Consider the following 15,982-nt stretch of genomic DNA (forward strand, 5'->3'; position numbering starts at 1 on the left):
TGAGATCATGACAGTGGGTGCAGTCGGTCGAGAATCCGGCCGCCGTATGATCGGGGTCGGATGCTTCCGCATAGTCGGTTTCATGGCAGGTATAACATTCAGTGGGCGTTCCCGCGTAGACGCCGCCCCCATGGCACTGAGCGCAGGACGCCGCGGCATGTCCGCCGGAGAGATCAAAGAAGGCGTGATTGAATTCTCCGTTTTCCCAGTTTGTGGGGTCATGGCAGATGCGACAATCAGTAGGGAAGCCTGCCTCAGCGTGATCCGGTTCTTCCGTATTTTCATAATCCGTATGATGGCAGGCAATGCAGGTGTTCGATATCCCTTCATAAACGCCATTCAGATGGCACTCGGCGCAGGTCGGGGAGGCATGGCCGCCGGAGAGATCGAAGAAGGAATGATCGAAGGCGCCGTTGTCCCATCTGCTGAGATCATGACAGTGGGTGCAGTCGGTTGAGAATCCGGCCGCCGCATGATCGGGATCGGATGTTTCTTCGTAGTCGGCCTCATGGCAGGTATAACATTCAGTGGGCGTTCCCTCGTAGAGGCCGCCCCCATGACACTGAGCGCAGGACGCCGCGGCATGGCCGCCGGAGAGATCGAAAAAGGAATGGTCGAAGGCGCCGTTGTCCCATCGGGTCGGGTCGTGACAAATTGTACAATGGGTGGGAAATCCGGCGGCCGCGTGATCGGGGTCGGATGTTCCTTCGTAGTCGGCCTGATGGCAGGCATAGCATTCATCCGGCATACCCTCATAAATTCCAGCGGAATGACACTGAGCGCAGGTGGGGGCGGCATGTCCCCCTGATAGATCAAAGAAGGAGTGATCAAATACGGCGCTCGCCCACTCCGATGGAGTATGACATTCCGAGCAATCGTGAGGAAATCCGGCCTTGCCGTGATCCGGATCGCCTGTGGCGTCGTACTCAGCAAGATGGCAGGCCTCACAGTCGACAGGTGTCAGCACATAATTGAGTTCTTCGCCGCCGGGGCTGCCGTGACAGGCGTCACAGGCTACGGTTGTATGAGCTCCGGTCAGAGGAAAACGCGTCTCGCGATGAGCGCGCGCGAAGGTGGACGGATCCTGGAATCCCCGTGACGAGTGGCATAGGGCGCAAGCGGTACCGAATTCGCCTCGATGAACATCCTGATGACAGCTGACGCAGGCCAGGTCGCCCTGGAAAAGATCCTTCGATGAATGGCAGGTGGCGCACTCCAGGTCTGCATGGGCTCCCTCAAGAGCAAAACCAGTGGCCTCGGCATGATCGAACCGGGCAACGGGATGAAAACGATCGGCGCCGTGACATTGAGAGCAATCGGATGAGAAACGCCCGCCATGTTGATCCTCATGGCAGTCTGAACAGCTTGCATGCGTTTTGGCAAAAAGAAGCGACGGGGGCGGGTCACTCTCATTATGGAGGGTCGTGGCCAGCCGGGGCAGCCGCAGTTCGGTATGGCAGTCAAAGCATGGCAAGGCCTGGTGGGCGCCAACAAGCGGGAAAGGGAAGGTCGCATGCAGCATGGCATCAATCCGGGCCGGCCGGAAAGCTGTGAAGCTGTGGCAGATTGTACAATCCTTCTTATCCAACGGCGTATTAAACCGATCACCGTGAGGATTGATATGACAATTAACGCAGGTGGTCTCCAAACCGAGGAATGTTTCACCCGCCTCAACCGTCGGCCGGAGCTTCATCACGGGTGAACGCCTGAAATTATCCCGATGGCATGCCGTGCATTCCAGCTCAGAATGCCTGCCTTGAAATTCCCACCCGGTGTCGGAATGATCAAAGGCGCCAGGGTCAACAAAATCAGGATCAATAAGGAGCGCATCACGGCCCTCATGCTCGGTATGGCAGGCCGCACACCCTTCGGAGTATTCGGCGTGGAATCCCCGTTCCGCCTTGATCAGATGGTCTATGCCCTGATGACAAGCGAGGCAGGCCTGTTCGATGGAAGCGCCTTCGCTATGGCAGTTCCTGCAATCAAGATGGGCATGGGTGGCGGAGATCAAGCCAGGAGAAATCTCATCTTCGGCATGACAGGCCGTGCAACGATTTTCGAGTCCGAGGAAAGAGCCATCGGGTGATGATCCCGGTTCCATATTCAAAACGGGAGAGACTTGGTGCTGATCTTGATGGCAATCGGAACACGACAGATCGGCATGCGTTTCGCCGAGCGGCCATCCTGTATCGTTGTGATCAAAGCCCTTTGGGTCGACAAGATCGGGATCGATCAAGCGAGCATCTGGGCCTTCATGCTCGACATGGCACCCACCACACCCTTCGGAGTATTCGGCGTGAAATCCCCGTTGTTGGGCGATGAGCCAGGCGATGCCATCGTGGCATGTTAAACAGGATTCATCCTGCGAAGCCTCATCATCACTGGGATTATTGCCGTGGCAAATATCACAGCTTCCCGAATCATCCAGGAATTCGTGGGTTGAAGAGAGGGGGCCGGGAGACTGGGTGAATGCGCCGGCGGCGATCAAGAGAAGGAGAAGGGCAATGGCGCTCGAAATGAATGTCTTGGACCGGACGCAATGAGGCATCAACGCGAGATCCCCTCCATCTCTCCCCAATGAGGATATCAGTTCGTCTTTGGACTCGACCGCGAAATTAAACAGCACTCCAATATTATGATTTCCACCGGATAAATGCTAGAGGTTTGGGCTCTTCAAAATTCCTTGAAGCTGCCGATAACCTGATCCGGGAGCCATGGAGGAAGATCGATGCGTGTGCGAATCCATTCGGAATTCTGCGGATTTCTTATGCTGGTTCTTGCAATTTGCGGCCTCCATTTCTCTGCGGCCCGGGCTGAGAGCTATGACGTCGGACCTGGTTTCGCGTATGAAAATATCGGGGATGTCGCGTGGGAAACCCTGGATCCTGGAGACAGCGTCCGGATCCATTATCGCGAAACGCATTACCACGAAAAGTGGGGTGATCTGCCGCCAAGGGACTTCAGAAGCTCCTATTGTGGTTCAAGGCATCCCTTCCCCGGGCGGCGATTTGCCCGTGATCAATGGCATGGACGCCACCACAAGATCGGAACTGAACTTCTGGAATGAGGAACGCGGCGTTCTCAAGATCGGCGGCGCGAATCAGCCACCCGATACAACACCCGCCTATATCATTATCGAAAATCTGGAAATCCGTAGCGGCCGGCCGCCGTTCTCCTTCTCCGGCCGCTACGGGCTCACGAGCTATGTGAATAACTGTGCGGCGATTTATATTGAAAAGGGTGAGCACGTCCAGATCCGCAATTGTACATTATGGGACTGCGGCAACGGCCTTTTCTGTGGACATCTCATGACGGACCTCGTTGTCGAGGGTAATACGGTCTATGGCAACGGGATTGAGGGCTCAATATATGAGCACAACAATTACACCGAGGCTTTTGGGGTTCTCTTTCAATTCAATCATTTCGGGCCGCTGCGAACAAATTGCCTCGGGAATAATTTAAAAGACAGATCGGCGGGCTGCGTCATTCGCTACAACTGGATAGAGAGCGGAAACCGCCAGCTCGATTTGGTTGACAGCGATTACGCCTCTTTTTATGACGATCCGAGTTACCGCCAAACCTATGTCTATGGGAATATCCTGATCGAGCCGGATGGCGCGGGCAACAGCCAGATCCTGCATTATGGCGGTGATTCGGGCGCCACCGAACGCTACCGTAAAGGGACACTGTACCTGCACAATAATACAATTGTATCAACGCGCAGCGGAAATACGACGCTCGCTCGCCTTTCGACAAACGATGAAAGATGTGATGCCCGCAACAACATCATCTATGTCGAAGCCGCCGGTTATTATCTGGCTATGCTGGCCGAAAGCGGCGGGTTGCTGGAACTGCGGGGCAATTGGATCAAACCGGGATGGGTCCTTTGCCACGGTTCGACGCCTGGAGAAGTTGTGGATTATGGGAATGTCGAAGGCCAGGATCCCGGATTCATTGACTTCGCCGAGCAGTCCTTCGAGCTGCGGGATGGATCTGATGCCATCGACGCCGGGGTTGATCTCGCGGCAGAGATCGAGACGGATCACAGGCCCGTGATGGAGTATGTGAAACACGCTCTGTCCCGGCCGCGGCATGATGATTCGATTCTCGATATCGGCGCCTATGAGTTTGCTTCCGATAGCAGTGTGGATGGCACCGGAGGGCTCATGGGGCTGGATCCCATCAAGGCCTATCCAAACCCCTTCAGCAACCGGCTGACGATCGAGGGATCGGCGACGTCACCCCTCGTGATGGTCGGTGTGGATGGGCGGATCGTATGGGAATCCGGCGGATATCATGCGGGCGCGGGAGAGGGGAACGCGGAATCCATGAATTGGGATTGGAACCCTCCAGCGGATCTGCGGGCCGGGATCTACTACCTTGGGATTCGGGGTTCCTCGCCGCGTGCCGGTCGGAAGGTGATCTATATCCCCGACCGCTAAGCAGGAACGGCAGGACCTGGATATCGCCTAAATAAATACAAATATGGAAAGTATCAGTAAGTATTACTTGACAAATAAGTATATTATATTCATTATCTCAACATAACTTGACTGATGGCACTGTCCAGGAGGTTCTATATGTCGAAATACCAAAGCATTATCCTGGTTCTGGTCCTGTTCCTTGTATCGCTTCCCGTGGCCGTAGCCATGGCCATCGTACATGAGGTCCAGGTCGCGAACTTCGCATTCAGCCCGGCTGACCTTACGATCGCCGATGGCGACACGGTCAGATGGAGTTGGGTAAGTGGAACCCACACAACGACATCCGGAGATCCAACAAGCTGTACACCGGATGGACTCTGGAATGCACCCCTTTCTGTATCGAATACATTCTTTGAGTTTGATTTCACCGGAATGGGAGGGACGGCCTCGACCTACTTTTGCATGCCCCATTGCCTCGGCGGGATGAGGGGGTCTGTGACGGTCCAGGATGTGGCGGGAGTTTCGGGACATGGAGGTCCCGGGAATTTTGCCGGTCTTTCAGAGCTTCATGCCTCACCCAATCCCTTCAATCCGGACACGGTCGTGCGATTTATCCTGGCTCAGGCCGATCATGTCCAACTGCGGGTCTTTGACGCAACCGGACGCCAAATCGTTTTGCTTGCCGATGAGACAATGCAACCCGGCTCTTACAACATTCCATGGGATGGACGTTCGGCCCAGGGACGGAAGGTTCCCAGCGGGATCTATTACATCAGTGGTAAAACCTCCAAAGGACGCTCCATAGCACCGATGGCCCTCATTCGGTAAGTGAAAAGGGGATCGGCCTTCCCTCCGATCCCCAAGAAGGTGCGCCTTCCGGCCAAGATCGACTGGGGGGCGTTTCTTTTTACCCGGCAAATTCTTGCCAATACCGGACTTTATTCCTAGAATCAGGATTGCCCTCATAAAGCCGGGGTGGCGGAATGGCAGACGCGGCGGACTTAAAATCCGCTTGAGTAATCCTCAGTGGGGGTTCGAGTCCCCCCCTCGGCACATGGATCCATCGTTGCTGATCGTTTCCTATCAACGGATGAGCAGCATTTTGTTTGTTGACGTGAAGTCGCCGGCTTCGAGATTGATAAAATAAATACCGCTGGTGACAGGATGTCCATAATCATCCGTGGCATTCCAGCGCACCGTGCGAGATCCCGGCCCCTGTCGCTCATCGGTCAAAGTGGCGACTTTCTGCCCCCGGATGTTATAGATTCCCAGTCGTACCTGCGAAATGGCGGGTAGATCATATTTGATAAATGTCTGGGCCGCGAAGGGGTTGGGGTGGTTCTGGTGGAGATGGAACAGAACGGGCGAAAACTCGCCGTCTTCAACCCCTGAAGAGCCGGAAACATGGATGACTACAGGAATTTCAAGATAACCTTCATCCGAATCATTATTGGTAATTTGAAGTGTTGAGTAATCCGTTGTCGCAACACCGCCCGATGTGTATGTGATGGAGACAATATCATAAGATTCAGGAGCCAAATTCAATTCGGTTGTATCCAAACCAAAGTCACTGTTTGTTGATGTCATGGCTGTGACCACCAACGCATTGTTACCGGTGTTGATAACGGCAAACGAAAACTGAGTCTCCGTGTCGAGTGCAATCGTTCCCATATCAATCGCCGAGGGCGCCACGGCGATTTCCGGATTTAATGCCATCGTTCCCGATCCCCAAAAGGCGCAGATTCGATCGACCAATTCGGGATGATCAATATACGGATTGCGATTGTGCTGCAGGTCATAGATATCCTCATTCCTCTGCAACTCGCGGCTGTCCACCGGATCGGACAGGTGCCAGATGCGGAGAATCTCCTCGAGTTTCTCCGGATCCTCATAAGAATCGCAGGCTTCAATCTGGGCCGGCGTATAGCGTGTTGTGTAATAGAAATGCGTCCGCGCGACATTCCCCTTATGACTATCCCGCGGTTCGAATACGACTTGCCCTTCAGAATCGGTGCCCCGCTTCGATCCACCGACACTCCAAGTCGGAGTCACAACGATGCCGAAATCATAATTGTCCCGGATACTGTTCGCCGTGACATCCGTCGGATAAAGATGGAAAATATCGGACCTCATCGGCTCGTTTTCACAAAAGAAACTTTGCGGCCAAGTATGTTCACAATTGAAGCTGTTCTCGTTGGCTCCCGTTCGCGTATTGAAGCAGGCGATCCTGCCGGTATAGACGCATTCCACACAACCCAAGGTGGGGCACTCACTACATGTGTCGTCATTGTCAATGTGGCCGTACATATGATCCCGTGCCGCCGTATAGCCGAGCGAGGTATGGTTATCAATAATGTCACGCAAGGCGAGTTTCAAATCCTCGCACCAGAGATTTTGCGTTCCATCGTAGTATGAATCTGGATAGTGGGCTTCAGCCGTCACATGGGCGATCAGTGGATCTAATCCGTCACTTAATTCGACGCGCAGAAAGTCTTCGTAATCAATATTGTGCAGGGGGTCACAGTAAATATTAAAAACCAGCTCGCCATTGGCGGGAATCAATGACCCCTGGAGGTCGGTATAGAAGGCATCCTCTTCGAAGATTCCGGTGGCGAGAATCGGCACCGAGAGCATGTTGCTGAGCGTGATGGGGATTGAAGAGGCGCTGCCCGTTAAAATGATACCAAAATCGGGATTTGCGTCGGAAAGCAAAGCCCCGGGTTCGCGACCCGATCCGCCCATTACCGATCCGGCGGAAAGAGATATCAGCAGCAGGACCGCCAGGACACAACGTCTCGCGATGACTTTTCTCAACGGACAACCCCCTCAAATGAAAACGAGCATGGCCAATGTCGCGGAATTCATGGATTCCACGACATTGGGACAGAACGCATTACGGGCGCATTTGGGGGATCGGGAATCCCATATCCTCTTGCGTTCTTTACAATTAAATTATATCACAAGGAGGGTGATCCGGCAACCATGGCAGGGTATTCTGAACCTGTTGAAAACAAGCTCATGAAGGCGGATGAAACACCCTGGGGCCCTGGAAGATAGCCAATGAAACCCAAGAGCGGGAAAAGCCACATTCTTTTCATGATGTTGTGGATGGCTCTCCTGCTGACGCCTTCCTGGGGCGCTGATGATCCGGGAATGGTTTTCACTGAGATCATGTATCATCCGCCTGATGATGGAGAAAAACTCGAGTATATCGAGATACAGAACCTCGCATCAGACCGCCGCGATCTATCCCGCTGGCAAATCCAGGGGGGGATACAATATCAGTTCCCGGAGGGCACCGTCATTCCAGGGCATGGATTTCTTGTGATTTGCCGGGATGTAGAGACGTTTCGCCGGGTTTATGAATGTGAGGCGTCCTTCATCGGCGGATTCAAGGGTCGATTAAACAACAGCGGAGAAATGATTATTCTGTCAACGCCGGATGGCGCACCGGTTGATAGTGTTTTCTATTCAGATCAATCTCCCTGGCCGATGGCGCCCGATGGATACGGATCTTCGCTGGAACGTATTTCCGTGAAGGATCCGGCATGCTCGCCGTACAACTGGCGTTCTTCGGAGACATCATGGGATGTGATCAAGCCCTCCGGTACACCTGGGTTGCCGAGTAAAAATTCAACCCGGTTTCTTCCTCCGATTATCTCAGACATTAAATGGACTCCGGAGAGTCCCAAAATCGGAGAATCGATCCACGTTGAGGCGAATGTTTCCTTCAGAGAAAAACTGCAGAGTGTGGAGCTTCTCTATCGGATTTGCACTCCGGGATCAATAGGCGAGGAGATGGCGATTTCAATGAGAAGCGCCTCAGCCGGCGATGTGGAATCGGTCCATCAAGGCGATATTCCCGGACAAGGAAAGGAGACTCTCATCCGTTTTCGAGTCCGCGCCGTTGTCAGCAAGGATGAGATGCGCATCGAACCCGATCCTACGGATCTTCGCCCATACCTTTCCTGCTATGTGGTTGGTGATACGGTGAGAACGGATATTCCCCGCGGTTTTTTGATGCATCTGGATGACGTCGATTTCAGAAGAGGACAAGAAAAGAGAAAGACTCGGATTTGGAGCCGGGAACAAGCTTATCGGCATGCCCTTGGAGTCTGTTCGAGCGATGGTGTGGATCTGGAAGGCACCTGGATGCTCCTTTGCTTCACTGAAGATCTCTCTCCGGATATATACGACAAGGCCATGAATCTCTTTGCGGAGATGTTCGCCCGGCGTGAGAAGGCTCTGGATCAAATCATACAGGCCCGTTATCCAGAGGTTGCTTTGAAGTCGTTTGCTGACTCAATAAACGACATCAAATCAGAATTTAAAATGAATATGGAAAGCAGCCTTTCCGTTGATCTTTGTCGTCGACTTGAACAAGCATATCTTGAGTCCAGAACAAGAGAAACGGTGAATCGGAGAGAGCCGAGATATATCAAAGACAAGCGGAGCCTGCTCGATTTGGAGGCCATGTGGTTCTATTTCACGGTTATTTGCCGTAAAGAACAATCGCAGATTGATGAGATGAAAGCTCTTTTTAAGAAAGCGGAAATGTCTCGCTCTGAAATCTTTCGGGAATTGCGGACCAAAGAGAATATTTGCGAAGATTGGTGGAGAGCCGCTGAAAGGGGTTTGGATTTAGAGCGATCCGTCATGAGATCCGTGAACGCCGCTTTAACTGAGGAGCAGGCGAAGGGGTCCATGAAATGGCTTGCCGATCATGCGCAATATGACGGAACTTCTATTCCAGCCCGACAAGATTCCCGGGCACGCGGGGATTGCGCCTTTATCTTTATTGAGCGAGGCGAAATGGCGGCGGCCGTATATGATTATATCGACGCCATTCCCCGGGGCGGCGGATATAAAATTAAATTCCATCGCGATAAGCCTTTAAAAATAAGGATGAATAATTTTAGTGAAGATGAAGGCTACATCACAACCGCGAATTTGATCATAGATGCAAATCCAGGAGGAGCCATCTTTGAACCTATAAGCTTCGAGCTATATCGCCGGGCAAATATTCCTGCTCCATTGTCCCTCAATATCCGTTCGACGGTGGATTCAGAAAATATTGGATATGGTTACCTCGTCGAACAGCCCAATACGGGGTTTCTTATTAGAAACGGGTGGCGAAGGGGAGGAAATTTATACAAAAGCACATGGAATCCTTATGATGTCGGGCATCGGTATGAGAAGAAGACGAATCTCCATGAAAACCAAGATGACATTCTCAATCTTGTGCAAAGGCTCGAAATCTCCGATGCAAAAACTCTTTGGAAGATGATGAGCGATGAATTCGATCCAGATGAGATCGCAAGATATTATGCCGTTAATTTCTGTTTGTCACATTGGGATGGTTACTTCAATAATTACTTTATGTATAACGAACCGGGAGAGGAGGGACGCTGGCATTTGATTCCCTGGGATCCTGATCGGACCTGGGGTATTTTTGGATTGCGAAATGTCGCCGGAAGGTTTGCCGATATGCCGATGAGTTTCGGGGGAAAAGGAGATTTGCCGCCCGGGTTTGCAGCACTTCCATATTGGGGAGAAAAAGTATTCCGGGGACCGGGCGTCCCCGCATGGTGGCGGCCGCCTGGTGATATTTCCGGTCCGCTTCTGGCCAATGATGAATTTAGAAAATTAGTTATCGAATATTTGAGGGACATGCTAAAAAGTGAATTTTCGGAGGGCACACTGCAGCCTCTCCTGGCATCCCGTGAAGCCCTTATGAATGAAGAAGCTCTAGAATACAGTTTGAAAAGCGGCCGCGATCCAGACTATGATCTCAAAGTCATTAAAAATCAATTTCAAGCCTTGAGGCAGTATATTATGGATCGTCGAACCTATCTCGAAAAGCATCTGGAAATGGAAACAGTTCGGCTAAGGACGGAGATGGGGGAGTCGGCCGAATGAGTTCTCCACTAAAAATCCTCGGCGGGGGCATGGCGGGGCTCTCCACCGGATATTTTGCCCAAAAATACGGAATCCCCTTTACTATCTACGAGGCCGACGAACAGGTCGGTGGAAATACAAAAACATTCCAACATGGTGATTTCCGATTTGATTCCGGGGCGCATCGCTTTCACGATAAAGATCCGCTGATGACGCGTGAGTTGAAGCTGCTGCTTGGCGATGACCTTACGGAAATTCACGCGCCTAGTCAGATTTATCACAATGGACGCTTCATCAACTTCCCTCTGTCGCCACTGAATTTGATGTTTCGCCTGGGACCGGTGTCTTTTCTGGGGGGGGCTCTGGATGTGCTCAGATCCAGATTGAAACAGTCCCATAAACACCAACATTTTGAATCATTCGCCGTTCAGACCTATGGCAAAGATATTGCTAAGAGATTTTTGCTGAACTACTCGGAGAAGCTTTGGGGTTCATCATGCGAGAATCTATCAATTGATATCGCCGGGAAACGTCTCAAAGGCCTTGATCTTCGCACTTTTCTTGTCGAGTCATTCATGGGCCGGTCGGCGGCCACACGGCATATGGAACGCGCCTCCTTCTACTACCCCCTGGGAGGTATCCAGTGTATTCCTGACCGGATGGCCGGAGTGTGTGATTCACGGAACATTCGATGCGGCGCGCGTGTGACCAAAGTATTCCATACCGAAACCCGGCTACAGGCCATGGAGCTAAATCATGCTGAGATTGTGGGGCTCGACAGGAGTGAAGTGGTGTCCACCCTGCCCCTCCCCTCATTCATTCAGAGTCTGGATCCATCGCCGCCGGAGCCGCTGCTTGAAGCCGCACGGTCCCTGCGGTTCCGAAGCATGGTCCTCGTCACTCATCTTTTGACAAAGGAAAGCGTTACAAACAACGCCACGGTCTATTTTCCGGATTCCAACTTCCCCTTCACGAGAATCTATGAGCCGCGCAACCGGGATCATTCTCTATCTCCGGTGGGATTTACCTCATTGGTCGCCGAGATTCCCTGCCAGCAGGGAGATGCTGTATGGGAGGCCGATCGAGATGAATTGATCGATCGCGTGAGAATCCATTTAATACGGATGGGGTGGATTCATGAGGGTGAAATCATGGATGCGACCATCAGAAGATTTTCAAACGCCTATCCGATCCTCGAGAGGGGATACGAAGAGAAGGTCTCAAGACTTAACGCCTATCTTTCTCGCTTTTCGAATCTTAAATCGGAGGGACGGAATGCGAAATTCGTCTATTCCTGGATCCACGATATGATGCGGTATGGCTTTGAGGTTGTTTCATCCTGTCATTCTGGAGTCTCGGGACAGATTTGTGAACCGGAGGTTTTGTCGGGTGAACAGATCCACAGCTGAAAGTGGAAGGACCTCCCGGTTATTCGCTTGCTTTGGCTATGACGCCCTTCTCATGCTCCTTATTGCTCTGGTTCTTCTCCTGATTCTTTCTATAAGCTTTGAAAAGCAGTTCGATCATGATGAATTTGAGCATATCCATTCGGCCTGGTACATCTCACATGGCGCCGTGCCGTATTCGGATTTCTTTCAGCATCATAATCCGCTTCTTTGGATCGTAATGATCCCTTTCCTGGTCCTCTTCGGTGAGACCGTGCAAACACCGGTTATTATCAGATTTTTTATGCTTGCCCAGCTCATGGGTATTGCCTACATGACTTACAAATTGGCAACGGCGTTCGGCAGAAGTAGAGAATCAGGATTGTGGGCGGTTTTGTTGCTGTTAACCATGGTGATGTTTGTTGAGAAGGCTGTTGAAATAAGACCGGATGTCCCTCAGGTCTTATTCGGTCTCATTTCTCTATATTATTTGCTGGCTCATTTTGAGAATTCCGATAGAAAAACGTTATTGCTGTCAGCCTTCGCCGGTTCAATTTCATTTTTGTTTCTTCAAAAACATCTCTTCCTGTTGCTGGTCATGGCCATGGCCCTTATTTACAAATTCATACGCCGTCGGATATCCCTCAGTGAAATCCTCATCTTTGCGGGGGGATTTCTTTCTCTTCAGCTATTACTTTTGATCTATTTGGTTGTTACAGGAAGTCTTGGTGACTATTATCTTACGACGGTAAAACTGAATTTGAGCCAGCCACAGCCTTTTGCCGGTCACGCAAATTTAACAAGATCATTTTACCAAAACACAATGTTTTGGATTCTCGGCGGCGGAGGAGCGCTGATCCTTCTGATCCGGCCCCGCCTGCCTTTCAATCTGAAGGTTGTCTCGTTTGCTGGAATCGTGCTAGTTCTGACCGCCTTCATTGCGAAACAACCTCACCGGCAATATTTCATGGGGGCGCTTCCTCTGCTTTCGATCTCGGGCGGTTATGTGCTGACCGAATTGACGGATCGGATGCGATCGCCGAAGATCTTGCGGGCGGTCATCCTGATGTGTCTTATCGCAATGCCATTAATCTATTTGACGTTTGTAAAGCAAAGAACCAACGGCAAACAATTGGCAGCCATTCAATATGTGCTGGAGAACTCAGCCTCGAATGATTGTGTCTATGACGGTGATATACAGTTTAATCTTTACCGGCGGGACCTTCATTATTTCTGGTATTCGGTCAGTAAGAACAAAGGCTTGGATAACTTCAATAAGATTACGAACGGGCGTTATCAAGACTACAATATATGCGCTTTGATACTATCAAAGAAACCGAAAATAATATCTCGGTTCAACCTGAATATAAATGAATGTGATTTGATGTCGTACTATACGCAGACGGAATTCAAGAATATATACATTCGAAGGGATGGGAATGCCGCTTTTTGAATATGAGTGAGGCTGATTCACGAGTTTAGTAAAAATAATCCAAGCAAACAGCCTAATTAATTTGAACCCTTTGGGTTTCAATGACGTCTTATACGGTAGGCCGTATATCTCATGGTTTCAAAGAATTTGAAGCCGCCATGGCATTCGCAGGACCACCTACCGATGGAGAAACCCGTGAAAAGCAGCCCAATCATCGCCCTGTCAGTCCTCGGATTGATACTGATCGCCTTTTCCATTTCGCCCGGCCTTGCCTTGGATGGGTTCGATCCGCAGAGGACAGGCCCCGGATATCCAGAAGCGGCCAATGGCCGGATGAATGAGCCGCCTTCACTCACGGCTCATAAAATCTCTCATGGTTCGATTCAGATCGATGGTCATTTGGATGAAGTCGATTGGATGAATGCCCCAGCGGCGACCGGATTCACACAGTTTGAGCCCGAACGCCGGGGCGAACCGTGCGAAGAAACTGTTTTCAAAGTGATCTATGATGAAGACGCGATTTATTTCGGCGTCGCTTGTTACCGGCTTAAGGGGGAGCCCATTATCAGTTGTCTCTCACGGCGCGATCAAATTGCTTCCTCTGATCGGATCCGCATTTATATCAGTCCCTATCACGATATGGTGACCGGCTATCATTTTCGGATCAATCCACATGGCGTGAAAGAGGATTATTACAACTACGGTGATCTCTACCACGATATCTCATGGGATGCCGTATGGGATGCTGACACCTCCATCGATGAAGAGGGTTGGTACGCCGAGTTGCGCATCCCATTTTCTTCCATTCGATACCGTGCTGCGGAATCGATGACATGGGGTTTCAATGTCTTTCAATATATTCATAGCCAAGCGCAACGCACCGCCTGGTCAAATTGGGATCGGGATCAAAACGGCTTTATGAGCCGGTCGGGTACCATAACCGGTATCAAAGGGATTCGTTCTCCGCGACAATTGGAAATCACTCCCTACGTTGCCAGCAGCACCACCGACCCATCCGATGTCAGCGCCCACGGCTTCTATAATGAAGATTGGCATCATTTCAGCAATTTCGGGACGGATGTCAAATATGGTGTCACCTCAGATTTGACACTCAATGCGACCTTCCAGCCCGATTTTGGCCAGGTGGAAGCCGATCCCTCTGTTCTAAACCTGTCACCCTACGAGACCTACTATTCTGAGAAACGCCCCTTCTTTATTGAAGGAGCGCAATTCTTCTGGCATCCGGATTTTACCGTCTTTTACTCGCGGCGGATTGGAACCGGCAGCGAGAATTCAAGGATCCGGTATGCGGGTAAAATGACCGGGAAAACGGCCGGGGATATCTCTACGGCGATTCTCGTGGCCGCCACCGATGAGACGATGGATGGGCAGGCCCACAACACCTTCAAGAACGGCGATCAGAAAGCCTTCTATGCTATCGGGCGTTTCGGCAAGCAATTCCACAATGATATGCACAGCATTAATATTATGCAGACCGGTGTCATCCGAGATAAAGGCAGTTACGAATATAGCACGCGCAATGGTTATACAACCGGCGGTGATTTTGAATTGAATTTCAGGGATCGAATGTACCAAATTACTGGATCCTTCGTCGGGAGTATTGTGGATCGATTGGGTCATCCGGAAGATTCGAGTGATAATCCGGATCCGGACTATGGGACCGGATCGCGTTTTGAGGTAGAAAAAACATCAGGTGATTGGCGTTGGGCGCTGACAACCAGGCATCAATCCGACAAACTCGATATCAATGATTTGGGATATATCAGTGATCCGAATCATTATGCTGTTCAGGCATGGGTGACGCGGGTGTTCAATGCCGATGATGGAGAGCGTTTCTTAAAAGATGGAAACGTTCATGCGCGATTCTATCAAAATTGGATCTATGCCGATCGTCGTTTTCCGGATCCCGCCGATCCATCGAAAACGATCTGGTCTTATGATAGGGGACATAACCTGAATACCCTCTGGCATATTGAGGGATCGCTTGAGACCCGCGATTTCTGGGGGGCATGGATCAACTTGGATTACCACCCGGACTGCACCGAAATATATACAACCCGTTGGACCCCCGATCGCACCCAGCGGGGCCCGCTCATGACTGCGCCCGCCAATTATAATGCATCCATCGGCTTCTGGTCCGATAGCCGGAAAACGTATGGCTTCGATGGGTCAATTGAAACAGGGGCCGATGTTGAGGGGAGCCGGCGTCTCGAATTAGATGGAAGTGTTTATTGGGTTCAGAATAGCCGCATCCGCCACAATCTCTCATTGGAATATGAACGCGCTTTCAACGATGCGCAGTGGGTTGGGAACTTTGAGAATGCGGGCGGCGGCATCGGGGGCGTCAGTTATGTCTTCGGCGAATTGGAGCAAAGAACTTGGGATCTCACTCTTCGCAGCCGTTTCCTATTCAGCCGGGATGCTTCGCTGGAGCTTTATCTGCAACCCTTCCTCACTGTGGGAAACTACTCAAAAGCCCGCGAGTTGGTCCAGCCTGATAGTTATGACTTGGAGGCCTACGACTACGACGTTTCAGCACATGATTTCGCCTACGGCGCGGTGAATCTCAATCTGGTCTATCGGTGGGAATACAGGCCTGGTTCGAGTTTCTACCTGGTTTGGACACATAGCCGTGAGGATTATGATGCTCGTGCCTTCCATGGTGATCCGGGCGAGTTTGAGAATAATTTCAGCACGCGGCCAATATTCGACAATGAGGCCGAAAACCGTTTCCTGGCAAAGATAAGTTATTGGTTTTCCATCTGACGCCGCCTTCGGACTGCGCTGGAGCGTTATCCGGTGCCAGTATTCACTCCTGATCT

At 51.3% G+C, this 15,982-nt stretch carries 9 protein-coding genes and 1 tRNA gene; 8 read left to right on the forward strand and 2 right to left on the reverse strand.

Going from position 1 to position 15,982, the window contains the following annotated elements; all coding sequences use genetic code 11:
- A partial coding sequence (locus KJ970_16260) for a hypothetical protein (protein ID MBU2692475.1) occupies positions 1–2,548 on the reverse strand: 2,548 nt, incomplete at its 3' end.
- Between the two features lie 180 nt (positions 2,549–2,728).
- On the opposite strand from KJ970_16260, the gene KJ970_16265 reads away from it, so the two are divergent.
- The 4 genes from KJ970_16265 (at position 2,729) to KJ970_16280 (ending at position 5,477) form a co-directional block, all read left to right on the forward strand.
- Positions 2,729–3,067 (forward strand): hypothetical protein, encoded by a 339-nt coding sequence (locus KJ970_16265; protein MBU2692476.1) that lies wholly within the window; start codon positions 2,729–2,731, stop codon positions 3,065–3,067.
- Complete coding sequence (locus KJ970_16270) at positions 3,027–4,442, forward strand: polysaccharide-degrading enzyme (GenBank protein MBU2692477.1); 1,416 nt, start codon at positions 3,027–3,029, stop codon at positions 4,440–4,442. The genes KJ970_16265 and KJ970_16270 overlap by 41 nt, the downstream gene beginning before the upstream one ends.
- A gap of 138 nt (positions 4,443–4,580) precedes the next feature.
- Complete coding sequence (locus KJ970_16275; protein ID MBU2692478.1) at positions 4,581–5,252, forward strand: hypothetical protein; 672 nt, start codon at positions 4,581–4,583, stop codon at positions 5,250–5,252.
- Positions 5,253–5,393: 141 nt separating this feature from the next.
- A tRNA-Leu gene (locus KJ970_16280) sits at positions 5,394–5,477 on the forward strand.
- Between the two features lie 30 nt (positions 5,478–5,507).
- Here the strand turns inward: KJ970_16280 and KJ970_16285 are convergent.
- The gene (locus KJ970_16285; GenBank protein MBU2692479.1) at positions 5,508–7,238 is read right to left on the reverse strand and encodes an endonuclease; all 1,731 of its coding nucleotides are present in this window, start codon (positions 7,236–7,238) and stop codon (positions 5,508–5,510) included.
- A 246-nt stretch (positions 7,239–7,484) separates the two neighbouring features.
- Here KJ970_16285 and KJ970_16290 point away from each other — a divergent pair, with 246 nt between their 5' ends.
- From KJ970_16290 to KJ970_16305, 4 genes are all read left to right on the forward strand, one after another.
- Positions 7,485–10,343: a CotH kinase family protein gene (locus tag KJ970_16290; protein ID MBU2692480.1), complete on the forward strand. Its 2,859-nt coding sequence runs from the start codon at positions 7,485–7,487 to the stop codon at positions 10,341–10,343.
- Entirely contained in the window at positions 10,340–11,731 is a 1,392-nt protein-coding gene (locus KJ970_16295; GenBank protein MBU2692481.1) for an FAD-dependent oxidoreductase, read from the forward strand. The genes KJ970_16290 and KJ970_16295 overlap by 4 nt, the downstream gene beginning before the upstream one ends.
- The gene (locus KJ970_16300; GenBank protein ID MBU2692482.1) at positions 11,712–13,160 is read left to right on the forward strand and encodes a glycosyltransferase family 39 protein; all 1,449 of its coding nucleotides are present in this window, start codon (positions 11,712–11,714) and stop codon (positions 13,158–13,160) included. The genes KJ970_16295 and KJ970_16300 overlap by 20 nt, the downstream gene beginning before the upstream one ends.
- Positions 13,161–13,334: 174 nt before the next feature.
- Positions 13,335–15,926 (forward strand): carbohydrate binding family 9 domain-containing protein, encoded by a 2,592-nt coding sequence (locus KJ970_16305; GenBank protein ID MBU2692483.1) that lies wholly within the window; start codon positions 13,335–13,337, stop codon positions 15,924–15,926.
- The last annotated feature ends 56 nt before the right edge of the window (positions 15,927–15,982 follow it).

The organism is Candidatus Eisenbacteria bacterium (genome assembly GCA_018831195.1).
Lineage (GTDB): Bacteria > Eisenbacteria > RBG-16-71-46 > CAIMUX01 > JAHJDP01 > JAHJDP01.